Here is a 24,764-nt window from a genome sequence, read left to right as displayed (position 1 = left end):
CTTACACCATGTTACGACTTTTAAATATAGAAATTCATAAATTAAAATATAACAGAGCTAGTAAAGTTCTTTCAATTATCTATTTCGCATTATTAACCTCTATTGCTTTAATTGCAGCAATAAAGTTTGATATTGGCCCCATTAAATTTCATTTAGCTGAACAAGGAATTTTTAATTTTCCATATATCTGGCACTTTAACACATATATGGCTGCCATATTTAAATTCTTTTTACTACTAGTTATTGTTTCCATGATGGCGAACGAGTACAGTTATAAAACGTTAAAACAAAACTTAATAGACGGTTTAAGTAAAAAGGAATTTATTCTATCAAAATTTTATACCGTTATAGCTTTTGCTTTTATTTCAACCATCTTTGTTTTTATTGTCTCTTTAATTCTTGGAGCTATCTATTCTGATTTTAATGAAATAGCCATCATATTTTCAGACTTAGATTATTTATTCGCTTTCTTTGTAAAATTATTAGGCTTTTTCTCCTTTGGGTTGTTTTTAGGTGTCTTGATTAAACGCTCTGCATTTGCTGTTGCTGCCATGATTGTTTGGCTAATTATAGAAAGTTTAATTAAAGGGTATTTATACTGGAATTTTAGAAATGTAAAAACGGGGGTTGAGGAAGCTGTAAACTCAATCATGCAATTTTTCCCGCTAGAGTCTATGGCTAATTTAATTAAAGAACCATTTACAAGATTAGGTGCAGTAAAATCAGTAGCTAATCAAATAGGAGAAAATTTCACTAAAGACTATTCTGTTAGCCTTTTCAATATAGCTATTGTATTAATTTGGACTGCTATTTTTATTTACTCATCATATGCTTTGTTAAAAAAACGAGATTTATAGAGGGTTTTATGTAGTTTAGTTGTTTTATTTATATAATCAAATTCATTTTGATGAAAAAACAACTACTTCTAGCATTTTTTATTATTGTCTCTATATCCCTTTATAGCCAAAAAGAAGCAAATGTTTGGTACTTTGGAAATAATGCAGGGCTCGATTTTAACTCAGGAAGTCCAATAGCTTTAAATGATGGATTATTGAAAACTGATGAAGGTTGTTCATCTATTTCTGACGAAAATGGGAACCTATTATTTTATTCAGATGGTATTAATATTTGGACGAAAAACCATGAACTAATGCGTTACTCTAACGGTAATTTAGCTGATGACCTGCAAGGTAACCCTTCAAGTTCACAGTCTGGTTTAATTATTCCAAACCCAGAAGATAAAAACCTTTACTATATTTTTACAGTGGGGACAGATTTTATTGGAAATCTTCCTTACCCTGACAATCCAGGGTTTAGGTTTTACACCATAGATATTTCTAAAGGAAATGGAGGAGAAATTATTTCTGGCCCTGTTAACCTTTCTAATGGTCGAGATAGAGAATGGTCTGAAAAAGTTACAGCCGTTCAAGGAAAAGACTGTAGAGAAATATGGATTTTATCTATCGTACAAGATACTTTTTACGCCTATAAAATTGATAAAAACGGAGTGGACTCTACAAACCCTATTACCTCATCTTCATCTTACTATTTAAGAGATAAAAGAGGATATTTAAAAACATCTCCAGATGGAAGTAAAGTAGCACTTGCTGACTTTACAAATGATGGAAGTGGAAAATTAGTTTTATACGATTTTGATAACGCAACAGGTAAAGTAGCTTCTAACGGGCTAATTCTTACAAGTGGTCCAACTGATGGTTCTCCTTATGGTGTTGAGTTTTCTCAAGAATCTACAAAACTATACTCTTCTTTATATCATGAAAACAGTAACTCTTTCAGAGTTTTTCAATATAATTTATTAGATGCTAACATCGCACAAACTAAAACTCAAGTCCATCAAGAGCAAGGTTATAGAGGTGCTTTACAATTAGCTCCAAACGGAAAGATATATGCTTCCATTCCAGATAGATCCTATTTGGGAGTTATAGAGAATCCAGAAGATAATGCTACTGATATTCAATATACTTCAAACGCTATAAACTTGGGTGGCGCCATGTCTTCACAAGGATTACCTCCTTTTATTCAGTCGTTTTTTGCACCTGTAAAATTAATCAATCTAGCTAATAATGAGGTTTTAAACAATAGCAACCAAGTTTTTTGTATTGGAGAAAGTTATCAAATTCAACCAGAAAAAAACAACCCTAGCGATACATATACATGGTTTAAAGATGGAAAAGAAATAGCCAAAACAAGAATATTAACTGTTGATAACACTAATTTTGGAAGTGGTTTATATGAAATAAAAATAGAATCTAATTCTTACTGTAAAAAAACATTCACTGGTAAAGTCCAAATAACATTTGAACCAAAACCTACAATTAACCCAATTCAACCTTATATACAATGTGATTTCGACAGTAATCCTATTGATGGTTTTACAACTTTTAACCTAGAAATATTAGAAAATGCTTTAGTAAATAACCTTACTGAAGTTACAATTGATTTTTTTGAAACATCTGATACTAGTTTTTCATCACCAATTAACAAAAATAATTACACTAATTTAATAGTAATAAACCACTCCATAACTGTAAAAGTTACAAATAACACTACTCAATGTTATCAAACGGATATTATTAATTTACAAGTAAACCCAACGGGATTAACTTCTTATAGCAATGAGTACATCCATGAATTAGATCAAAATGCATCTAATTCTGATGCTAAATTTAGCGTTGGCACTAACAACGGTTTTCTTGACTTCTCTTTGAAGACGCAACAAATAATTAATAATTCAGGAGGGTCCCTATCAGAAAATACTCACGATTTTCAATACTATAGAACAGCAGAAGATGCTTCCTTACAAATAAATCAAATTATCCCCCCATACGAAGATGACTTATTTACCAACAATTCTGATATATATATTAGAATTTCAAATAAAGGAGCTACATCTTGTGAAGCAGTTGGTAATTTTAAAATTTTTGTAGAAAAAATCCCTATCCCTAAAGGTAATTTAAATAACATTATCCTATGTGTTGATAACCCAAGGCTAAGCCCTCAACCACATACAGTTGAATTAAATGCCGATACAGGTAATGCTACAGACACATACAAATGGTATCTAGATGGTAAATTACTCTCTGGAGAAACATCAGCTGTATACAATGCTAATGCTTCAGGAGAATATAAAGTTGAAGCCTATAGAACTCACCCAAACATCACTTCCCCTTTTATGGGATATAATACATTCTTTGTAAAAGAGTCTAACCTAGCATTAATAGTAAATATTAAATCAGTAGACGATCAAGACAATCCTGATAGTAATAAAATAGAAATTACTGTAGATGGAATTGGTAATTATGAGTTTGCTTTAAATAGCACAGATCTTAGTGATTTTGCTAAAGGAGACGAAAACCTTACTTATACATTTACTAATATTCCTCCCGGACTTAACTCTATTTTTATTAGAGATCGTAACGGATGTGGAATTACTACATCTAATCAGGTTTCAACTATCTATTTTCAACGTCATTTCACCCCAAATAATGACGGACATTTTGATACATGGAAAGTTTTAGGTGTCGATAATGATTACTATGATGTTGTTAAAGTTCAAATTTTTAATCGCTTTGGAAAATTAATTAATGAAATTACTGATAAAAATAGTCAGGGTTGGGATGGTATATACAACGGTACTATTCTTCCTTCAAATGATTATTGGTACAATGCTGAGTTAATTGATAAAAGTGGAAGAACCCGAAAAAAGACAGGGCATTTCTCTTTACTGAGGAAATAATTTACACATTTATGAAAAAGACATTTTTTTTTAGTTTATTTTTTATTTGCTTACACGTATTTGCTCAAAATGATTGCTCAGATGCAATCGTAGTTTGTGGTAATAGTGGTTTTCAAAACTTAAATGCTACCGGTGTAGGTATTCAAGAGCTTTCAGGTTCAAATACATGTTCAAGCCAAGAAAATAATAGTTTATGGATTAAAATTAAAATTAATAAAGGAGGAACATTAGGTTTTACACTTACTCCTACCAACTCAAATGGTAGTCATAATACAGACATCAATATCGATTTTGATTTTTTTATCTTTGGACCAAATGTAAATTGTGGAAACATCGGTCAAGCCATACGCTGTTCTACTACAAACCCAGCAGCAAGTAACGAAGGAAATAACCTAACAGGTATTAGAGCATCTGAAACAGATATCTCTGAAGGTCCAGGTGAACTAGGTAATAGTTTTGTAAGTTCTTTAAACGTTAATGATAATGATTCTTATTTTCTTGTTATTGATAGACCTATAGGTAATAGTAGCTTTAAAATTGATTGGACTGGTACTGCTACTTTTAATAATCCTCCTGCAATTAATCCGCCAACTTATGGTCAGTCGTACGATATAGAAGAATGTGATAGTGATGGTGTTTTTGATAATAGTACACACTTTGATCTAACCAATAACAGCAATTCAATACTAAATGGACAAACAGATGTAAAAATTAGTTACCATCTAAGTAATAATGATGCTCAAACCAACAAAAACCCTATAGCAACTCCAAATACCTTTAAAAACACAAGCAATCCTCAAAAAATATTTATACGGTTAACAAACATAAAATCAGAATGTTTCTCTGTAACCGATTATAATATTATTGTAAACAACAATATTAATGTTACTCCTCCATCAGATTATATTGTATGTGATGATACTGATAGTGGAAGCAATACCGATGGTTTATATAGTTCTTTTTTACTCTCTTCAAAAGATAATGAAATTTTAGGTATGTTAGACCCAAATACACATACCATAAACTACTATCATAGTCTTTCAGATGCACAAAACAACTTAAACCCTATTAACAAAAACTCTCTTTATACTAATTTTTCAAAAAATACTCAAACTGTTTTTGTTAGAGTTGAGAATAATGTTGGATGCTTAAATACTTCAACTAGTTTTAATCTAATTATAAATCCTGTTCCCTCATTTATTATGTTACCTCCTTATCAGCAATGTGATTTTGACAACAATCCTGCTGATGGTTTTACTACATTTAACTTACAGAGTAAAGAAGCAGAGTTATCAAATAACGATACAAATATGACTGTTCTCTTTTTTAACGATCAAACTGATTTTGACAATAACAGACCAATAACATCACCACAAAATTACACTAACACTTCATCTTTCAACCAAACACTACTTGTAAAAATTATAAATAATACAACACAGTGCTTCAATACAGGAAGCTTAGATTTAGTTGTTAACTCATCTGGTCTAGATACTTTTGACGACATGTATTCTTGTGAACTAGACATTAATGCTTCTAACCCTAATGCTACTCAAAGTATAGGTAGTCAAAACACATTCTTTAATTTTGATATAAAAAAGAATGATATTATTACAAAATCAAATGGCGCGTTAACAAGTAACACCCATTCTATTGAGTTTTATAGAACAGCAAACGATGCCTCATTACAAACAAACAAAATTCTACCTCCATATGATGATGATTTATTTACTAATAACACAGAAGTATTTGTAAGAATTATATCAAAAAATAACAACGCTTGCGAAAGTGTCGGTAAGTTTACCCTACATGTTATAGATTTGCCTGTTCCTCAAGGAAACCCTGATAATATTATTCTTTGCGTTGATAACCCTAGGCTCCCCTCTCAACCTTATACAGTTCCCTTAAATGCTGGTACTGGAAATCCAACAGATACTTACAAGTGGTATTTAAATGGTAGTTTGCTCTCTGGAGAAACATCTACTATCCATAACGCTAACACTGAAGGGGAATATAAAGTTGAAGCTTATAGAAGTCATCCTAACATTTCGGAAAATTGTATGGGATATAATACATTCTTTGTAAAAGAATCCAATCAAGCCTTAGTCATAAATATTAAATCAATTGACGATCAAGATAATCCAGATAATAATAAAATAGAAATTACTGTGGACGGAATTGGTGATTATGAATTTGCTTTAAATAGTACAAATCTTAGTGACTTTGTTAAAGGAGATGAAAATCTCTCATACACATTTACCAATATTCCTCCTGGGCTAAATTCTATTTCAATTAGAGATCGTAACGGATGTGGAATTACTACATCTAACAAAATTTCAACTATCTATTTTCAGCGTCATTTCACCCCAAATAATGACGGACACTTTGACACATGGAAAGTTTTGGGTGTCGATAATGATTATTATAATCTTGTTAAAGTTCAAATTTTTAATCGCTTTGGAAAATTAATTAATGAAATTACGGATAAAAACAGTCAAGGTTGGAATGGCTTATACAATGGCGCCATTCTTCCTTCAAACGACTATTGGTACAATGCTGAGTTAATAGATTCTAATGGAAAAGTTAGAAAAAAAACTGGGCATTTCTCTTTACTGAGGAAATAAGCAATAAAATGATTATAAATACGGAAAGTTATTTTTTTGTAAATTAGCTTCTTACTAAAATTAACTAGCTATGACCAAGCTAATATTTGTTTGTTTATTTATTTTTTCTATTTCATGTTTTTCTCAAAGAGAAACTGATAATTGGTTCTTTGGAGATAAAGCAGGAATAGTTTTTAACAATGGTAATCTTAGTATTTCTAATAAAGGGCAAATAGTTACCGAAACTGGTTCATCTTCTATTTCAAGTAATCAAGGGAATTTATTATTCTATACTAACGGAGCAACTATTTGGAATAGAAACCACAAAATAATGGAAAACGGAGAGGGTTTAATAGGGGAGTCTGAAGCGTCTCAACCTTCAATAATCATACCTAAACCTAATAGTAATAGTATTTATTATGTGTTTACCACTAGAAAGACTAAAACAGAAAACCCTTCTTTGTTTCCTGGTATTTACTTTTCTGAAGTTGAAATATCAAATAAATACCCTTTAGGTAAAGTAACTCAGAAGAATATAAGACTTGAAAATTCTACTGCTCAAAGAATTACCGCAGTACATCATAAAAACGGAAAAGATATTTGGGTTATAACATATGGAAGTAATTCTTACAATGGTCCAGATGAAATTTTCTTTGCATTTAGAGTAACTGATAAAGGTGTTAATTTTCGTCCTGTAAAAACTAAACTAAACGAAATAAAAAGCTCCTTATCCAAAGGAGAAATAAAAGCCTCTCCAGATGGAAGTAAAGTTGCTCTTTCAACTGGCTCTAATTTATACATTTATAACTTTGATAATGAAACAGGGGTGTTTTCACGTTTTAAATTATTAAATTTACGACTAAACTTTACTGATGGGTATACATGTAATGGACTAACTTTCTCTTCAAACTCTAAGATTCTTTATTATTCTTCTTTTTACTATGAAAGAGGAAATAACGACAGTTATAATATTATGCAATTAGATCTTGACAATACAGATCAATTCTTTTTTGGTGAATCTATTTTTACAACTACACCAGACAGAGCAAGTGCCTCTGCCCAATTAGCCTCTGATGGAAAAATCTATATTGCTCAAATAAACTCTGAAAGACTTTTTGATTATGGTGGACAACCTATCGGCTTTGATTTAACCCCTTTCAATACCTTGGGCGTTATCAACGATCCAAATAAACTAGGTGTTGCATGTAATTATGAACACGATGCAGTTAACTTAGAGGATGGTTTGTCTTATTTTGGCTTACCTAATTTCATTCAATCTTACTTTAGAAACAGAATAACGACAGAAAACCAATGTGTTTTTGATACATTCACTTTTTCTCTTGATTCTTATGCCCCTATAAAGAGTGTCGTTTGGGATTTTGGAGATGGAAATAAAAGTAATGATATAACTCCTAAACACACATATACATCCGCAGGCGAATATAATGTTACTGCCGTAATCAATATTAATAACCAAGATATTCCTCTCTATAAAAAAATCACTATTTATCCACTACCAAATTTATCTCCTAATCAAGAAATTATTCAGTGTGATGACAACAATGATGGTATCAGTTTATTTAACTTGAACAATATTGCTAATAAAATCTCAACCGATAATACCCTTACCTATAAGTTTTATAAAAACTTATCTGATGCTGAAAATAACGTAAATGAAATTTTAGATCCTGAAAACTTTTATAATGAAAGTAATCCACAAACCATTTATACGAAAGCAACTAGTATATATGGATGTTCTGATATTGAAAATTTTTCTATTAGAACTTTATTTAAACCAACCCTTACTATTCCTTCTATAACAGTTTGTGAAAATTCTAACAATAAAGGTATCTTTAACCTAGAAAGCAAAAAAGCAGAAATCATAAATACTTTTGGTTTAAACACTCTTGATAAAATTTCTTTCTTCTCTTCATTAGAAGATGCTCAAAGAACAATTACCCCCCTACCTCCTGAATTCCTTTCTCCATCCTCAACCATTTGGGTAAAAATAGAAAATGAAAAAGGTTGCTTTGGTATATCTCCAATTGACTTAATCGTAAATTCTCCTCAAATTAACTTAAAGGACAGCTACACTATTTGCGTTAGCCCTTCTGATCATCCCCCTATTACATTAACAGCTGACTCTTCTAATAATCGTTTCGAATGGAAAGATGAAAATAACAATACCATTAGCACCAGTAACAGTTTTCCTTTAACTAGAGAAGGTGAGTTTTCTTTAACCGTTTACAAAACAATAAATGGTATAGAATGTTCAAACTCTAAAAACTTTACAGTTAAGTACCCTCCTCCTCCTGATGTTTTAAATATTGAAGTAAATATTCAAAGCGAAACCGACAACAGTGTTTACATAAGTATTGATGGAGATAGTAGCTATGAGTTTTCCCTAGATGATACTAATTATGTTGGAAATGGAACCTCCCACTCTTTTAACAATGTACAACCTGGTATTGCCACTATTTATATAAGAGATATTAATAAATGTGAAAGCCCTACTAAAACCTCAGCAAGTATAATTGGTTACCCTAAATTTTTAACCCCAAACGATGATGGATTTAATGACTACTGGAAAGTTTACGGAGCAAATACTAATTTCTTTAAAGAAATTAATATCAAAATATTTAATCGTTTTGGTAAAATCTTATATGTTATAAATGATAAAAACATAGAGCTTGGTTGGGACGGAACTTACAATAATATAAAATTACCTTCTAATGACTACTGGTTTCATGCTAAATTAACTGATATTAATGACAATAAAATAGACAAAAAAGGGCATTTTACTCTCAAAAGAAATTAAAATTCATCACATAAATAACTATCCGTATTTTTGTTGAATGAACTTTGAATTAAACTCAGAATTTAAACCTACAGGAGATCAACCTCTAGCTATTGAACAACTTTCAAATGGTATTTTAGCTGATGAAAAGTACCAAACACTTTTAGGTGTTACTGGTTCAGGAAAAACATTTTCTGTTGCCAACGTAGTTGCAGAAGTAAATCGACCAACACTTGTTTTAGCCCATAACAAAACCTTAGCTGCTCAATTATACTCTGAGTTCAAGCAGTTCTTTCCTAACAATGCTGTGGAGTACTTTGTTTCATACTATGATTACTACCAACCCGAAGCTTATATTCCTGTTACGGGAACGTACATTGAGAAAGATCTGTCTATCAATGATGAAATAGAACGCTTGCGAATTAGTACTTCCTCTTCCCTTCTTTCAGGACGTCGAGATGTATTGGTGGTAGCCTCGGTATCTTGTTTGTATGGTATTGGGAATCCTACTGAATTTAAAAAGAATGTGATTACGATTGAAGTTGATCAACAAATTTCTCGCACCAAATTTTTACATCGCTTAGTAACCAGTTTATATGCCCGTACAGAAATTGAAATAAAAAGTGGAACTTTCAAAGTGAAAGGTGATGTGGTTACCATTTATCCGTCGTATGGAGATAATGGGTATAAAATTCATTTTTTTGGTGATGAAATCGAAGAAATTGAGACCTTTGACATAGAAACTAATGAAATTATTACACGTTTAGAAAAACTCAATATTTATCCTGCCAATTTATTTGTAACTTCTCCAGATATACTACAAAATGCCATTCATCAAATTCAGGAAGATATGGTAAAACAAGTAGATTACTTTAAAGAAATCGGTAAACATCTAGAAGCAAAACGTTTACAAGAGCGCACCGAATTTGACTTAGAAATGATTCGTGAACTGGGATATTGTTCAGGAATTGAAAATTATTCTCGTTATTTAGACGGTCGAGAAGCAGGTACACGACCTTTCTGTTTGTTAGATTATTTTCCTGATGATTATTTGATGGTGATTGATGAAAGTCACGTAACTGTACCACAAGTTCACGCTATGTACGGTGGAGATAGAAGTCGTAAAGAAAACTTGGTAGAATACGGATTCCGTTTACCTGCCGCCATGGATAACCGTCCATTAAAGTTTGAAGAATTTGAAGACTTGCAAAATCAAGTGATTTATGTTTCGGCAACTCCAGCTGATTACGAATTACAAAAAACCGAAGGTCTATTTGTAGAACAAGTGATTCGACCAACAGGACTGTTAGATCCTGAAATTGAAGTTCGACCGAGTTTAAATCAAATTGATGATTTAATTGAAGAAATTCAAATTCGTATAGAAAAAGACGAACGTACTTTGGTTACCACACTTACCAAACGTATGGCAGAAGAATTAGCCAAGTACTTAACTCGTATTCAAGTACGTTGTCGTTATATTCATTCTGATGTTGACACCTTAGAACGTGTAGAAATTATGCAAGACTTACGTAAAGGCTTGTTTGATGTACTCATCGGAGTAAACTTACTTCGTGAAGGATTAGATCTTCCAGAAGTCTCTTTAGTAGCTATTTTAGATGCTGACAAAGAAGGTTTTTTACGTTCACACCGTTCGTTAACACAAACCGTAGGGCGTGCTGCACGTAACGTAAATGGAAAAGCAATTATGTATGCAGATAAAATTACCAATAGCATGCAACTCACCATTGACGAGACCACTCGTAGACGCGAAAAACAAATTAATTACAACACAGCACATGGAATTACACCAAAGCAAATCAACAAAAGGATAGACAATACTTTATCTAAAAACGCGATTACTTCGTATCATTACGATAATGCCACACAAAAAGCTGCTGAGCAGGATTTAGAATACCTACCAAAACAAGAAATAGAAAAACGCATACGTAACAAACGTAAACAAATGGAAGAAGCTGCTAAAGCTTTAGACTTTTTAGTAGCAGCACAACTCCGAGATGAAATTGAGACCTTAAAAGAGAATTTATAACTAAAAACCCTGTAAAAATTATTTTCACAGGGTTTTTACATAGAATTAATTCTGAAGATTAATCATCTAATAACTCTGCTGTTTGTTTAAGCTTTTCTTTTAATTGATCAGCTAAATCTTTGTTTCCATCTACATCTTCTGGACTAATTTCTATAGTACCATCTCCATTACCATCAATAGCAGAAGATAAATCTACTTGACTTAGCATTGCATCTAGATCAAAGTTTATAGTAACCTCAGTTAAGCCTTCAGAAACAATAATATCAGTTGCTTCATTTTCAAAGTCTACTTCAATTTCTTCTTCAAAATCATGCCAAAAGATAAATGGTACAGTATTTATAGTACCTTTAACAACAACCGTTTTATTAAACATATCGCTAGACTCGTCTGTATTTTTATCAAATTCAAACTCAATCTCCTCATAATCAGCTTTTGGAAGTTCTAAAGTAGTAATATTTGATGTTCCAGTTAACAAATCTAACTGAAATGGTCCTCTTAACTCAATTTCATCATCAGAACTTATGATACTGTCATTCATAGCATCTTGGTATTTATCATCAAACTCTAACTCTATTTCTGTGATGTTTAGTTTAAATTCAGAAATGGTTACTTCTGCATTATTTACATTTTTTGAAGCTCGTTTGCTTTGATTAAATGTATTATTTGAAGATGCCTTAATTCTTAAATTTTCATTGTTTCCATCTTCACTAGTACAAGAAGTTCCTAATAACATTAATGAAGTTGCACTTAATAATAATACTGTTTTTTGTAATGTTTTCATAATTTTACTTTTTTCATTTATAACCTTAAGACAACCATATATCTCCTCTCCCTACCATAAAATTTATTTTTTTCAAGATAAAAACATTAACCACTAATAATGAGTCATTTGTAGTCAGAGTTTTTACAAAAAAATTAAAACAAAACTTATCGTTACCAACATCTAATAGAATTAAAACTCTGAAATATTTTATTAAGGCTTATTGAAACAAAGTCAAATTGACTTTTAAGAAACACTTTTTTAGTAAAAAATCGTCTTTTTGGTTTAAAAAAACGCACCTATAAAATCAAATAAACTCAAAATAAACATCAATAAAACAAAATTCATTTTTACATATGCTAAAAAAAATTAAATTCATTTAATTTGTAGTAAATCTCAATAAACTATGTCATCAAAAAATAAACTAGAAAGTTTTACTAATACAACTGAAGAATTTGTCTCTCCAGAGTACATTCGTAACCGCTTCTCTAAAATTATGTCTGATATGTACAAAAATGAGGTACCACTTTATGGTGAGTTACTTGATTTGGTTCATGATATCAATGATAATGTTCTTTCTGAGTCTAAAGAAATTGAAGAGCAGTTAGCACATACTGGCGAATTAACTCGACTAAATATGGAACGCCACGGAGCAATTCGTTTAGGCAAACCCTATGAGTTATTTACGATGAGACGTCTGTTTAAAGTAATGGGAATGTATTCTGTTGGCTACTACGATTTAGCCCCAGCTGGTGTTCCTGTTCATTCTACAGCATTTAGAGCTATTGAAAGCACCGCCCTTAACCAAGCTCCATTCAGAGTTTTTACCTCTTTATTACGTTTAGATTTAATTGATGATACTCAGCTTCGTAATAATGTTGAAACTATTTTAGAAAAACGTCAAATTTTTACAGAAAAAGTTTTACAACTCATTGATAAGTCTGAAAAAGAAGGAGGGTTAAATAAAGAAGAGGCCGAAACCTTTGTTCAAGAAGCATTAGAAACTTTTCGTTGGCACGATACTGCTACCGTAGATTATAAAATGTACGAAGCTTTACTAAATCAACACAGATTAATTGCTGATGTAGTTGCTTTCAAAGGGCCTCACATCAACCATTTAACTCCTAGAACTTTAGATATAGACAAGGTGCAAACAAGTATGGAAACTCGTAATATTCCACCAAAAGATAATATAGAAGGACCTCCTGCAAGAAAATGCCCTATTCTATTACGTCAAACAAGTTTTAAAGCATTGACCGAAAAAGTAACTTTTAAAAACAATGCTGAAAAAGAAGAAATAGGCGAACACAAAGCTCGCTTTGGTGAGATTGAACAACGTGGTGTAGCGTTAACTCAAAAAGGACTTGACTTGTATCACGAGTTATTAGGTAAAACACGTAAAGCTATTGGTGGATCACCAACTGCCGAAAATGCCTCAGAATACAATAAATTATTAGCAGAAAATTTTAAAGTTTTTCCTGATAACTATGAAGAGCTACACTCAAAAGAGTTGGCATATTTCCATTATTTCACTACCGATAAAGCAAAAACTTTATCTAAAGAAAAAGTGTATACAAAAGCAGATGTAAACCAATTATTAGAGGTTGGCTATTTAAGCATAGAACCTATGGTTTACGAAGATTTCTTACCTGTAAGTGCAGCAGGAATTTTTGCTTCAAACTTAGGAACAGATGATGCTAAACGCGAATATGAAGGCACTTCAAATCAATCATTATTTGAAAAAGATTTAGGTGAACCTGTTTATAAGTTAACAAAATGGTATGAAGACATGCAAGATGAAAGCATACAAAACTGCTTAGCAGTAATAAATGCTTAAGCATAAAATAGAATATTGAAAAAGTGTAGCCGTATATTTGCATTATCGGCTACACTTTTTTTTCGTTAAAAACGATTGTTTATCTTGTAGCTTATATTAAGTTTATTCTAACAAAATTATTCTTTTGGAAAATCAATTTGATTATATAGACAAACAAATACTTTCAAAATTACGTTTAGATGCTCGTAAAGCCTATTCGCAAATTGCGGAAGAATTAAAAGTTTCCAATTCCTTAATTCATCAACGCATTAAAAAACTAACCGCTGAAGGTGTGATTAAAAATGCGGAGTTTGTTTTAGAAGAAAAAAGCTTAGGCTATAAAACCAAATCATACACAGGTATTCGATTGCGTGAAGCTCGCTTTGCTAAAGAAGTAATGCACGAGTTGGAAAAAATACCCGAAATAACCGAATGTAACTTTGTTTCTGGTTACTACGCTATTTTTATTTTAATATTTGCTAGAGACAACGAACATTTACAAAAAATACTATACGATAACGTACATTTAATCAAAGGAGTAGCAGGAACCGATACTTTTATATGTTTCGATACCTGTTTTAAGCGTCACATTCCAATAGAATAATTAACAACACTACCCACATTTTAGGTATTTAAGATAATGGTACAAACAACACAACTAGAAACGTTCAAAAAATCATTAACTGGCGAACTATTTTTTGACGACCTACATAAAAACATTTACGCAACCGATGCTTCGGTATATCGTAAAATCCCACTAGCAGTTGCATATCCTAAGAACATAGAGGATATTCAGCTATTAATTGATTTTGCTACTAAAAATAACATCACCTTAATTCCGCGTACAGCAGGAACTTCATTAGCAGGACAGTGTGTGGGAGATGGAATTGTTGTAGACGTTTCTAAACACTTTACCAACATACTGGCTTTTGATGAGATTAACAAAACCATTACGGTAGAGCCAGGAATTATTCGTGACGATTTAAACCGCTTCCTAAAACCATTCGGGTTATTTTTTGGTCCGAATACCTCAACCTCTAACCGTTGTATGATTGGCGGAATGGTAGGTAATAACTCTTCAGGAAGTACTTCTATTCGTTATGGAGTAACTCGTGATAAAGTAATTGCTATTCAAGGCTTGTTAAGTGACGGTAGTGAAGTTACTTTTTCTGAAATTACTTCAGCTGAATTCAATCAAAAGAAAATAGAAAATTCGTTAGAAGGAAATATCTATCGTGCTATTTATACAGAACTTTCTCAAGAAGCTGTTCAGCAAGAAATAAAAAAAGAATTCCCAAAAGAAAGCATTCACCGAAGAAATACAGGATATGCTGTTGATGAATTTTTAACTTCCGATTTATTTGGTGGGGCAGAACCAACTATCAACCCTGCTAAATTTTTATCAGGAAGTGAAGGAACTTTAGTGTTTTCAACAGCTATTACAATTCAACTAGACGACCTACCTCCTACACAAAGTATTATGGTATGTCCGCATTTTACTAGTGTAAACGAAAGCTTAAAAGCTACTGTTACTACCATGAAGCATACACTCTATGCTTGTGAATTAATGGATAAAGTAATTTTAGATTGTACTAAAAATAACCGTGAACAAGCCAAAAACCGTTTCTTTTTACAAGGAGATCCAGAAGCTGTGTTAATGTTAGAAGTTTCGGCAGACACTATAGAAGAAGCTGAAATATTAGCCGATAAACTTATTGAAGATTTAAAAGCAAACAATTTTGGGTACCACTATCCTAAAGTATATGGCGAAGACATTGCTAAAGTACATCAACTACGAAAAGCAGGTTTAGGATTATTAGGAAATATTGTTGGAGACGATAAAGCGGTAGCTTGTATTGAAGATACTGCCGTAGCCTTGGAGGATTTACCTACTTATATTGAGGAATTCACCAAAATTATGGATAAATATCAGCAAAGAGCAGTGTATTATGCACATGCAGGAGCTGGTGAGCTACACTTACGTCCTATTTTGAATTTAAAGAAAAAGGAAGACGTAGTATTATTTAGAAAAATAACTACTGAAACTGCTGAGTTAGTTAAGAAGTATCAAGGATCGTTTAGTGGTGAACATGGTGATGGTATTGTGCGTGCGGAATTTATTCCGTTGATGATAGGTGACAAAAACTACCAATTATTACGAAGAATAAAAAAAGCATTTGATCCGAACAATGTGTTCAACAAAGGAAAAATTACGGATGCTTTTCCAATGGATCAAAGTTTGCGCTATGAAATTGACAGAAATGAACCTGAAATAGAAACCATTCAAGATTTTTCAGATAGTGAAGGTATTTTAAAACTAGCTGAAAAATGTAACGGTTCAGGTGATTGCCGTAAATCTCCCGAAGCTGGCGGGACTTTATGCCCTAGTTATCGAGCAACTCGAAACGAAAAAGAAACTACCCGTGCTAGAGCCAATACACTTCGTGAAGTTTTAACGAATAATACCGCTCAAAACAAGTTCAATTCTAAAGAATTAAAAGACATCCTAGACCTATGTTTGAGTTGTAAGGCTTGTGCTAGCGAATGTCCGAGTAATGTAGATATTGCTTCGATGAAAGCAGAATTCTTGCACCAATATCAAGAAACAAACGGATATTCTTTCCGCAGTAAATTATTTGCTAACAATGCTAAATACAATAAATTAGGAAGTAAGTTCCCTGTACTAACAAATTTCTTTACCAATACTACTCTAGCTAAAAAGGTTATGGGAGTTGCCACAGAACGTTCTGTTCCTAAGTTAGCAAAACAACCTTTAAGTACTTGGTTAGAAAACCATAAACCAATAGCTTCTAAAAAAACAGTGTATTTATTTAATGATGAGTTTACCAACTATTATGATGCAGAAATTGGAAAAGACGCAGTTGTTGTATTGGAAAAACTAGGATATGAAGTAAAAACCGTGAACCACGAAGAAAGTGGGCGTAGCTATATCTCAAAAGGTTTTTTAAAAGAAGCTAAAGAAATTGCTAATAAAAATGTAAACACTTTTAAAGAACTAATTTCTGAAGAAACTCCATTAATTGGATTAGAACCTTCGGCTATTTTAACCTTTAGAGATGAGTACTTACGTTTAGCAGATGATAAAACAACAGCCAAAAAGCTTTCTGAAAACTGTTACACTATTGAAGAATTTTTAGCTAAAGAACATACTAAAGGCTCTATAGACACCACTAAATTTAGCAATGAAACTAAAGAGCTTAAAATACATGGACATTGTCACCAAAAAGCTTTGTCTAGTACACACGCTTCTTTTTCTATTTTAAACATTCCTAAAAACTACAAGGTGACCATTATGAATACTGGTTGTTGTGGTATGGCAGGATCTTTTGGGTATGAAAAAGAACACTATAAAGTAAGTATGCAAGTGGGGGAAGATACGTTGTTTCCTAAGGTTAGAAACTGTTCGGTTGATACAGAAATAGTCGCTGCTGGTACTAGTTGTCGTCATCAAATTTATGACGGAACAAAGCGTTTAGCAAAACATCCTGTAACTATTTTAAAAGAAGCTTTGTTATAAATAATTGATTTTCATTTCTTTATTTTGTATTTTTAAGACGTTTAACTCTTAAAATGCATTATTATGTCGAGCAATAAAATCATCTTTAACAATGCAATGCTAATTTTTACGGGTATTGTTTGCTTTTTTTTAGTTATGAAAATTTTTGGATTAGAAGATATATCCGAACTACGTTTTTTAAACTTTGCTTTCGTTCTTTATGGTATTAACAGGGCTATAAAAACCAACATTGTTAAAAACCATGAGTCGTTATATTTCAGTAATTTTTTATTAGGAATTGGAACCTCAATAATTGCTGTAGCCTTAACTGTTTTTGGGCTAATTATATATGTAGATTTTATTGATGCTAGTTTTATGACAATACTTGAACAATCTTCTTTCTGGGGGCAAAATTTAAGTTTACCACTAGTTGTATTTGCATTAGCTATTGAAGGAATTGCTTCTTCAGTTATCTGTTCTTTTATTTTAATGCAGTATTATAAAAACTATAAAATTTCAAATACAATGGTTGCTTAGGCTTTTGGCAAAAAAACCTCAGCCATCATACAACGAGCACTTCCTCCACCACAGGTTTCTATAGTTTCTAGAGAGCTGTGCAGTATTTTACAGTGTTTTTCTATAGCTTTAATTTGATTTGGGTTTAATGATTTAAAGGCGGAAGAACTCATTACTAAGTAACGCTCGTCATTTACTCCTTTAACTTGTAACATATTTCCTGCAAATTGTGTTACTTGTTGCTCTGAGATGGCAATAACTTCTTTTCCATCCGACTTTAAGTGTTTTAATAAGTTTTTCTTTTCTTTTTTATCATCTATCGAATCTAAACATACCACTGAAAAACTTTCCGCAACACACATCATTACGTTTGTATGATAAATAGCTTCTCTCCTTCCTTTAACTGTTTGATTTGCTGTAAAAATTACAGGTGTGTATTCAAAATCTTCACAAAACTCAATAAACAATTCTTCATCTGCACGTGGTGATAAGGCACAATAGGCTTTTCTATTGTATCTATCTAAAATCATACTTCCTGTTCCTTCTAAAAAAATCCCTTCCTCTTCTGCTTCTGAATAGTCTACAACATTTTCAATTACAAAACCTTTCTCTTCTAGTTTTTCCAACACGTCTTCTCTACGTTCTAAACGCCTATTCTCTGCAAACATCGGGTAGATAGCTACGTCTCCGTTTTCATGAAAAGAAATCCAGTTATTTGGAAATAATGCATCTGGTGTATTAGGCTCTTTGGTATCTTCAGTAACTACTACACTAACTCCTACAGCTCGCAATTTTTCTACAAAAGCATCAAACTCTTCTTGTGCCTTAACATTGATTGATGCAGGTAACATTCCTGACAACTCTTGCTGGTAATAATTATTTACTGCTGTTTGCTCATTCATCCTAAAGTTTGCGGGACGGACCATTAAAATTGTATTTGTTGTTTGTTGCATACTGCGAAGGTAATAGATTTTTAAGTTTTTATTACAGCACAAAAACAACTAAGTTTTAGTTACGCTATGTTAATTTATCTTACCTATTCTAGGTCTACTACTAAAAAACGTTGAACACTTATTTATAACACATTAAATAAAAATTACTTAAACTTTATTTATTAAGATAATAATAATGTTACCAAACAGTTTAAACCTATGAAAAAAGTAGTAACATAAATTTCTTATCAATCTTTACTATATTTTAACAAATTCTATAACAACACCTATTACTATTATGAATATTTTCACCAAAAATAAGCTATAAACTTACAAACATAAAAAACAAACTATGGGATGGTTTAACAGAAAAAAAACTTCAACGAATAATACTCAAACAACTCAAAAAGATTCTTCAATAGTTAGATCTCAATCAATTACTACTTGTCTAAACGCCGGATTTCATCCTGCAAGTTCTCTCCCTACAATTAGAGAAACAAAGTTAAGACCTGCTGATGAAATTGCAGGAAGACTCCACGCTATAAAAGCTCTTGTTTTATGGCTTATGGTGCCTTCAGAAAATTTACCCGACGAAAAAATAATTAACTTCATTAATCAAAATAAACTTTCTGGTTACATGACCCTAGAGGAAAAAGAAATACTTGATGCTTCTAGAAATGATATTGAGTTAAGAAATTCTATTGGTTGGAAGTTTGAAAACGCATGGCCACTTGCTTGGTACTTTGGTTATGACGAGCCTGAAATTTCTGGTCAAATGATGACTGGTGAGCAAATGCAGGAAATCTTTATAAATTACACTTGTTCACTTGATACTTTAATTAGTGATTGGCTTCCTCAACAACACACTCTAGAAGAAGAAAAATTAGTAGAAAAAGAAGATTTATTTTACTGTTTGCATAATGCTGTAAGAAGTGCTCAACTAGGAGGAAACACTACTCCTGATGGCTTCGACCCTATTGCGAATGGAGGAGTTATACATGAACGTAGACATTCGTTAACATGGATGCTTTCTAACGGTACTGAATGGGAAGATACCGACCTCAGCACATAAACTTGAGAAATAAAGGAAAAGTTAATCATAGACTACATAAATTTGTAAAAATTGAATTTTTAAGAATTTGAGAATCTTTATACTAGTATTTTTACTACTTAGCTTGTGTTCATGTAAAAAAACAAACAATGACTCTACTTCTTTCTGGGGAAGTGAAGCTTATACTTTTTGAAACGTTACAATACTTAATAAAAATATTACTAGTTATAGTAGTTTTAAAAAAGGGAGTTCTATATCTAGAAACAAAGTAAAAATTATAACATATAAAAAGTCTTTCGGTATGAATGTTAAAATAGTTAGAAATAAAATTAATTAAAGAACTCACCATGATTATAAGAAAAGCCACTACTAAAGACACTAAAGAAATTGCTTCTTATATGTTATTAGCAATGGAAGACATTGTTTATAAATTTATAGGAGAAAGTTCTACAAAAAAAGCACTTGCCTTTTTAGAGGCATTAATTATTCAAAAAAACAACCAATACTCTTATGAAAACTGTTGGGTTATAGAAAGTGACAATAAAACTATTGCTGCAGCTAACATATATGATGGTGCAGATTTAAAAAAACTTAGAAAACCAGTAGCTGCATTAATAAAAACCATGTTTAATAAAGAACTAACATACGAATACGAAACCCAGCCTGGTGAGTATTATATTGATTGTATTGGTGTAAACCCTAGCTACCAAGGTAAAGGTGTTGGTTCTAAAATACTAACCTTTTTAATTGATGAATATGTTCATAAAAAGAGTGAAACATTAGGTCTTTTGGTTGATAAAGATAACCCTAATGCTAAAAAATTATATTTAAAGCTAGGTTTTAAAGTTATTGATCAAAAAACATTAGCCGATAAAGAAATGGAGCACTTACAAATACAGTAACTTTATTAAGAAAACTATAACACACAACACTCCGTTTATTTTATAAGTTTACAATGTGAGAAAACACAGTAAAATACCTAATGCATCATCCCTATTTCCAATAGTAGGGCTAGTATTTTTATTGCTATTTTCTCCCTGTAAGGTTAGAAACTTTATACAAGCAGAACTTAATGTTCCCCTTACAGAGGTTTCGAGTAAAAGTCAGACCACCACGAGCAATCTTAGTTGCTATAGTCGTGAGGTTACAGACATTTCTCTACTACAAACAATACCTTCTTCTATTAAGGTTTATCCTTTTTTTATAAATAGAGCTTTTAACCTTTCTTTTAGCTTTGGTGAAATTTTTCATTACAAAACAAGGATTGATTATCAAAAAAAGAGAAATGTAACAACTTCAGTTCCTCTTTATATTTTATTTAAAAACTTTAAGGTTTATCTTTAATACCACTTTCCACTTAATAGTTTACTTTAATAAAAAGTAGAATTTAACAACATCAAGTAAAACAATAACAACCTACATAAACAATGTTTATGTAACTCGTGGCTATGCCTTAAGTTTAAATAGCTAGCCTCACTTAACTTAAATAAAAAAAATGATTAACAACAATATAAAAAATGATTCTGGACTTTTAGTTCTTGCTATACGTTTAGTTATTGGCTGGACATATTTTTCTGCCTTTTGGAGAAGAACAATTTTAGCTAATAAACTTGATCCTGAAGTAGCTGGGTACATTGGAGAAAAATTCAATCATTTTCTCCCTAACGCTTTAGGCATTAAACCTCTTATTCAATATTTAGTAGAAAATCCTGACATCCTATGGTTAAACATGGTAATATTTACCATTATTGAAGGAATTGTAGGTCTATTCATCATATTTGGTTTATTTACCAGAATAATGAGTATAGGTGTATTTGGGTTAGCAATGGGAATTCTCCTTGGCTCTGGTTGGATAGGTACAACATGTCTTGACGAATGGCAAATTGGTGTACTTGGAATTGCAACAGGTTATGTACTTTTTTTAACAGGCAGCGGTAAATATTCAATAGATAACTACTTCATAAAAAACAATTTTTCCTTTACTAAAAAGAAATGGTTTGCATGGTTAGGATCAGGAGTTATACCAATTAAGAACCATATTTTTCCAAAATTTGTTTTAATAGGGTCCTTGGCTATTTTAGGAATGACTTTATTCACAAACCAAGTATTTCATGGCGGAATTTGGGGTACACTTCATAACAAATCAGTAAAACCTAAATTAGAAATAACAGAAGCTAAAATTAGCAACGATATACTTTCTTTTGACCTTTTTAGAACAGAGGGTGTTGATGTTTACGGTTCTTGGGTTATCTCTGTTGAATTATCAAACCAACAAAATAATACTGTTATTCAGTATTCTCAAAAAGACTTAGCTTCTTTAACTAATGAAAACATCTTAAATTATTATGTTGCTAAAATAAAACCAGGTAAACACAGCTTGGTTGTGCCTTTAGGTGCTAAAGCTAAAATGATTTTCAAAAATCAAGTTTTTTCTAATCTTTCTAACGGAACATATACATTAAAAATAACTGATATTAGTGGTGCTTTTTGGACACATCAAATAACTAAATAGACCTAAAAACGCAATAGTGATAGAAATACGCTATTGCGTTTCTTTCATAAACTTTAATCATCATTCACAAGCTAATCTTATATTTTTTTTAACAAATTTCGTGTCGATTGCCTTTGTTTTTATAAATAATTTCACCCAAAAAAGCTATTAAGTGTTTTCTACACTTAACCTCTTGCTAATTAAAACACAAAGTAGACTATGAGTAATCAATTAAATTTTAAAGAATTAAACTTTAAACTAGCAGTGATTAATGAATTAATGTATGTTCAAGAAGTATTAGAGCCTAAATTAGACGTTTATGAGTTTATAGAAAAACAGCGAAACTTATCCAGTTCAGAAGCCTATGATGTTATTGAAGAAGAAGGTTATGAAATTATTCCTGAAGTATTAGAACATTTTAAAAACTTAGAACTCACTTCTGAAATGGTTGAAAACATTGAAGAACTAGACATGGATGGTGGTGACGAAATCTATGGTCAAATTATCCCTTTTTGGGACGGTGAAGATGATGTATTTAGTGTAAACTCTGCTGTTGATGCTGAACTACTTCCTAACTTAAAAAACATTTCTCTTCTTTACAGCGAAAATGATTCACTTTTAGAAGAATTTCAAGAAAAAGGAATTGAAGCTGATTGGCTATAAAAAAGTAAAAACATATTTAAAAAGTAAAAGTATATAATGGAGACTAGTAAAGCAAACGACAAAGAAATACAACAAGAATGGTGTAAAATTGGCGAAACTTATGCTACTGAGGTTAACAAGATGGTTTCTTTTGGTGAAGAACATGGTTGGGAAAATTGGAAAGGTAAAGAACCAGAAGACAACCGTAACCATTTAGCTGATGTCGTGGTACAAAAGTTAAGAGAAGCCAATAAAACTGGACATATTGAAGAGTTCAGAAAACAATACCCACCTGCTCATACTCCATTAATAAAATATTTTAAAGAAAAAGGACAAAGTATTGAACAGCTATGCTTTATTGAAAATGAAAAAATCGTTTTTGTAACAGGTAGCGCCTATCAAAAAAGACAAGCCTATCTTCTAAACAACAGAACACTTATTAAATTAGATAATACCATTGATGCCATAGGAAAATCTCATCAAAACAACATTTTTGCAATTAAAACTCCAAAAACATTAATTACACGTAAAGAATGGGATGGAGAAATTATTGAAACTTTTGAGTTAGGCGATATAAATGAATTAGGTATTTCAAATATAACACCCTTCAACGATGGGAAAAAAGTACTTATTACTACTTCAGAAGGAATATTTTTAATATCTAAAAACAAGACACACATGATACATCCTTTGCCCGATTTAGAAGATGAAGAATGGGAACCATACATAGACATGGAAAACGCTGCTTTATCTAATGACAATAAATATATTGTAGTTGGTGATCAATCTTTTGATCATCGAGTATTAGATAATGAAGGAAATCAAATTGGAGAAATTGGTCCGCAATCTTCTTATCCTCATTTTTGCCTATTTTCTAAAGACGACAAACAACTTATTACAAACTCTTGTCATTTTTATAACGGAATTACCATAGGGGTTGATGCTAAGAACTTAAACGGATTAGAAGTTGAATCTTATGTAGATGAAGCAGATAATTTTAAGGTTATTGATGATGAAATGAGAGTGTATGTTGGTACAGCTACTAAAGACTATTACATTTTAGGTGATGCTTACGGATACATTAAAGCTTTTGATAAAAATGGGAACTGTATTTGGCGACATTATCTTGGCTCTACCATTAGCGGTATTACAATTTCTGACAACAATCAAACTTTATGGGTAAGTAACTATGCTGGAATTCTTCATAAATTAAAATTAGGTAAAGGGCACAGAGATACACATACCATTGGTAATGGAAATCATTATGAAGATTTCAGATTAATTCTTTGGAAAGAAGAAAAAAAAGAGCTTTGGTGGTAAAGGCTATTAAAATAAAAAGAAGAGTTCTTATTATTTTAGTGCTTCTATTTACAGGTTTTTTAATTCCTCAAAACTTAAAAATGCCTGTTAAGGGAGCTACCAAATCAGATTACAACCCAAAATCATTTTGGTATTACCCTTGGGGAAAATCAATTACTCACAAAGGGGTTGATATTTTTGCTAAGAAAAATACTAAAATCACTTCTTCTACTCTTGGAATAGTTTTATTTTCTGGAAAAACAAGTATGGGCGGAAATACAGTACTAGTTTTAGGTCCAAAATGGAGGCTACATTATTATGCACATTTAGAAAACGTAAAAACATCTTCTTTAACTTTTGTAAATAATAACTCAGTAATTGGTACTGTCGGAACTAGTGGGAATGCCGCTGGAAAAGCTCCACATTTACACTACTCTATACTTACTATAATACCTTATGTATGGAAGATTGATTCAGAAAGACAAGGGTGGAAAAAAATGTTTTATCTAAACCCTATTGAATTTTTAGAAGGCTAA

General features: G+C 31.6%; 17 protein-coding genes. 15 read left to right on the top strand and 2 right to left on the bottom strand.

Going from position 1 to position 24,764, the window contains the following annotated elements:
• Window positions 1-8 precede the first annotated feature (8 nt).
• From D6200_RS00890 to uvrB, 5 genes are all read left to right on the top strand, one after another.
• Window positions 9-857, top strand: coding sequence for an ABC transporter permease (locus D6200_RS00890; protein WP_073181262.1), 849 nt, complete (start codon window positions 9-11; stop codon window positions 855-857).
• Between the two features lie 50 nt (window positions 858-907).
• Complete coding sequence (locus tag D6200_RS00885) at window positions 908-3,757, top strand: T9SS type B sorting domain-containing protein (RefSeq protein WP_073181264.1); 2,850 nt, start codon at window positions 908-910, stop codon at window positions 3,755-3,757.
• A gap of 11 nt (window positions 3,758-3,768) precedes the next feature.
• Window positions 3,769-6,381: a T9SS type B sorting domain-containing protein gene (locus D6200_RS00880; protein WP_073181266.1), complete on the top strand. Its 2,613-nt coding sequence runs from the start codon at window positions 3,769-3,771 to the stop codon at window positions 6,379-6,381.
• 70 nt (window positions 6,382-6,451) lie between these two features.
• Window positions 6,452-9,178, top strand: a complete 2,727-nt coding sequence (locus D6200_RS00875; RefSeq protein WP_073181268.1) for a T9SS type B sorting domain-containing protein — start codon at window positions 6,452-6,454, stop codon at window positions 9,176-9,178.
• A gap of 37 nt (window positions 9,179-9,215) precedes the next feature.
• Window positions 9,216-11,204 carry an excinuclease ABC subunit UvrB gene (gene uvrB / locus D6200_RS00870; protein ID WP_073181270.1) on the top strand — a complete coding sequence of 663 codons (1,989 nt, stop codon included), beginning with the start codon at window positions 9,216-9,218 and terminating at the stop codon, window positions 11,202-11,204.
• A gap of 58 nt (window positions 11,205-11,262) precedes the next feature.
• Here uvrB and D6200_RS00865 read toward each other — a convergent pair whose 3' ends face one another.
• Window positions 11,263-11,985: a hypothetical protein gene (locus tag D6200_RS00865; protein WP_053056684.1), complete on the bottom strand. Its 723-nt coding sequence runs from the start codon at window positions 11,983-11,985 to the stop codon at window positions 11,263-11,265.
• A gap of 385 nt (window positions 11,986-12,370) precedes the next feature.
• On the opposite strand from D6200_RS00865, the gene hglS reads away from it, so the two are divergent.
• From hglS to D6200_RS00845, 4 genes are all read left to right on the top strand, one after another.
• A complete protein-coding gene (gene hglS, locus D6200_RS00860) occupies window positions 12,371-13,801 on the top strand; it encodes a 2-oxoadipate dioxygenase/decarboxylase HglS (protein ID WP_073181272.1) in 1,431 nt (476 codons plus the stop codon).
• Between the two features lie 124 nt (window positions 13,802-13,925).
• A complete protein-coding gene (locus D6200_RS00855; RefSeq protein WP_047789278.1) occupies window positions 13,926-14,384 on the top strand; it encodes an Lrp/AsnC family transcriptional regulator in 459 nt (152 codons plus the stop codon).
• A gap of 36 nt (window positions 14,385-14,420) precedes the next feature.
• The gene (locus D6200_RS00850; RefSeq protein ID WP_073181274.1) at window positions 14,421-17,318 is read left to right on the top strand and encodes an FAD-binding and (Fe-S)-binding domain-containing protein; all 2,898 of its coding nucleotides are present in this window, start codon (window positions 14,421-14,423) and stop codon (window positions 17,316-17,318) included.
• Window positions 17,319-17,381: 63 nt separating this feature from the next.
• On the top strand, window positions 17,382-17,834 hold the full coding sequence (locus tag D6200_RS00845; protein WP_047789280.1) for a hypothetical protein: 453 nt from the start codon (window positions 17,382-17,384) through the stop codon (window positions 17,832-17,834).
• Here the strand turns inward: D6200_RS00845 and ctlX are convergent.
• On the bottom strand, window positions 17,831-18,766 hold the full coding sequence (gene ctlX / locus D6200_RS00840; RefSeq protein ID WP_073181276.1) for a citrulline utilization hydrolase CtlX: 936 nt from the start codon (window positions 18,764-18,766) through the stop codon (window positions 17,831-17,833). The two genes, D6200_RS00845 and ctlX, sit on opposite strands and share 4 nt — an antisense overlap.
• A 331-nt stretch (window positions 18,767-19,097) precedes the next feature.
• Between ctlX and D6200_RS00835 the strand changes: the two genes are divergently transcribed.
• The 6 genes from D6200_RS00835 to D6200_RS00810 all read left to right on the top strand — a co-directional run bounded on the left by D6200_RS00835 (window position 19,098) and on the right by D6200_RS00810 (window position 24,764).
• Window positions 19,098-19,817, top strand: a complete 720-nt coding sequence (locus D6200_RS00835; RefSeq protein WP_073181278.1) for a DUF4272 domain-containing protein — start codon at window positions 19,098-19,100, stop codon at window positions 19,815-19,817.
• A 326-nt stretch (window positions 19,818-20,143) separates the two neighbouring features.
• Window positions 20,144-20,698, top strand: a complete 555-nt coding sequence (locus tag D6200_RS00830; RefSeq protein ID WP_047789283.1) for a GNAT family N-acetyltransferase — start codon at window positions 20,144-20,146, stop codon at window positions 20,696-20,698.
• A gap of 593 nt (window positions 20,699-21,291) precedes the next feature.
• Window positions 21,292-22,308 carry a TQO small subunit DoxD gene (locus D6200_RS00825; protein WP_073181280.1) on the top strand — a complete coding sequence of 339 codons (1,017 nt, stop codon included), beginning with the start codon at window positions 21,292-21,294 and terminating at the stop codon, window positions 22,306-22,308.
• 198 nt (window positions 22,309-22,506) lie between these two features.
• Window positions 22,507-22,950 (top strand): DUF6892 domain-containing protein, encoded by a 444-nt coding sequence (locus D6200_RS00820; RefSeq protein WP_073181282.1) that lies wholly within the window; start codon window positions 22,507-22,509, stop codon window positions 22,948-22,950.
• Between the two features lie 36 nt (window positions 22,951-22,986).
• Complete coding sequence (locus tag D6200_RS00815) at window positions 22,987-24,249, top strand: YncE family protein (RefSeq protein WP_073181284.1); 1,263 nt, start codon at window positions 22,987-22,989, stop codon at window positions 24,247-24,249.
• A complete protein-coding gene (locus D6200_RS00810) occupies window positions 24,216-24,764 on the top strand; it encodes a M23 family metallopeptidase (RefSeq protein ID WP_240627190.1) in 549 nt (182 codons plus the stop codon). The genes D6200_RS00815 and D6200_RS00810 overlap by 34 nt, the downstream gene beginning before the upstream one ends.

It is taken from the genome of Tenacibaculum mesophilum, assembly GCF_003867075.1.
Classification (GTDB): domain Bacteria; phylum Bacteroidota; class Bacteroidia; order Flavobacteriales; family Flavobacteriaceae; genus Polaribacter; species Polaribacter mesophilus.
This window is presented reverse-complemented; position numbering and strand designations above follow the sequence as displayed.

What these genes read in the sequence shown, in the direction of transcription:
- D6200_RS00875 (WP_073181268.1), top strand. Translation starts at nt 6,452, where the DNA reads ATGACCAAGCTAATATTTGTTTGTTTATTTATTTTTTCTATTTCATGT.
- D6200_RS00830 (WP_047789283.1), top strand. Translation starts at nt 20,144, where the DNA reads ATGATTATAAGAAAAGCCACTACTAAAGACACTAAAGAAATTGCTTCT.
- D6200_RS00850 (WP_073181274.1), top strand. Translation starts at nt 14,421, where the DNA reads ATGGTACAAACAACACAACTAGAAACGTTCAAAAAATCATTAACTGGC.
- uvrB (WP_073181270.1), top strand. Translation starts at nt 9,216, where the DNA reads ATGAACTTTGAATTAAACTCAGAATTTAAACCTACAGGAGATCAACCT.
- D6200_RS00880 (WP_073181266.1), top strand. Translation starts at nt 3,769, where the DNA reads ATGAAAAAGACATTTTTTTTTAGTTTATTTTTTATTTGCTTACACGTA.
- D6200_RS00885 (WP_073181264.1), top strand. Translation starts at nt 908, where the DNA reads ATGAAAAAACAACTACTTCTAGCATTTTTTATTATTGTCTCTATATCC.
- D6200_RS00890 (WP_073181262.1), top strand. Translation starts at nt 9, where the DNA reads ATGTTACGACTTTTAAATATAGAAATTCATAAATTAAAATATAACAGA.
- D6200_RS00825 (WP_073181280.1), top strand. Translation starts at nt 21,292, where the DNA reads ATGATTAACAACAATATAAAAAATGATTCTGGACTTTTAGTTCTTGCT.
- D6200_RS00865 (WP_053056684.1), bottom strand. Translation starts at nt 11,985, where the DNA reads ATGAAAACATTACAAAAAACAGTATTATTATTAAGTGCAACTTCATTA.
- D6200_RS00845 (WP_047789280.1), top strand. Translation starts at nt 17,382, where the DNA reads ATGTCGAGCAATAAAATCATCTTTAACAATGCAATGCTAATTTTTACG.
- ctlX (WP_073181276.1), bottom strand. Translation starts at nt 18,766, where the DNA reads ATGCAACAAACAACAAATACAATTTTAATGGTCCGTCCCGCAAACTTT.
- D6200_RS00820 (WP_073181282.1), top strand. Translation starts at nt 22,507, where the DNA reads ATGAGTAATCAATTAAATTTTAAAGAATTAAACTTTAAACTAGCAGTG.
- D6200_RS00815 (WP_073181284.1), top strand. Translation starts at nt 22,987, where the DNA reads ATGGAGACTAGTAAAGCAAACGACAAAGAAATACAACAAGAATGGTGT.
- D6200_RS00835 (WP_073181278.1), top strand. Translation starts at nt 19,098, where the DNA reads ATGGGATGGTTTAACAGAAAAAAAACTTCAACGAATAATACTCAAACA.
- hglS (WP_073181272.1), top strand. Translation starts at nt 12,371, where the DNA reads ATGTCATCAAAAAATAAACTAGAAAGTTTTACTAATACAACTGAAGAA.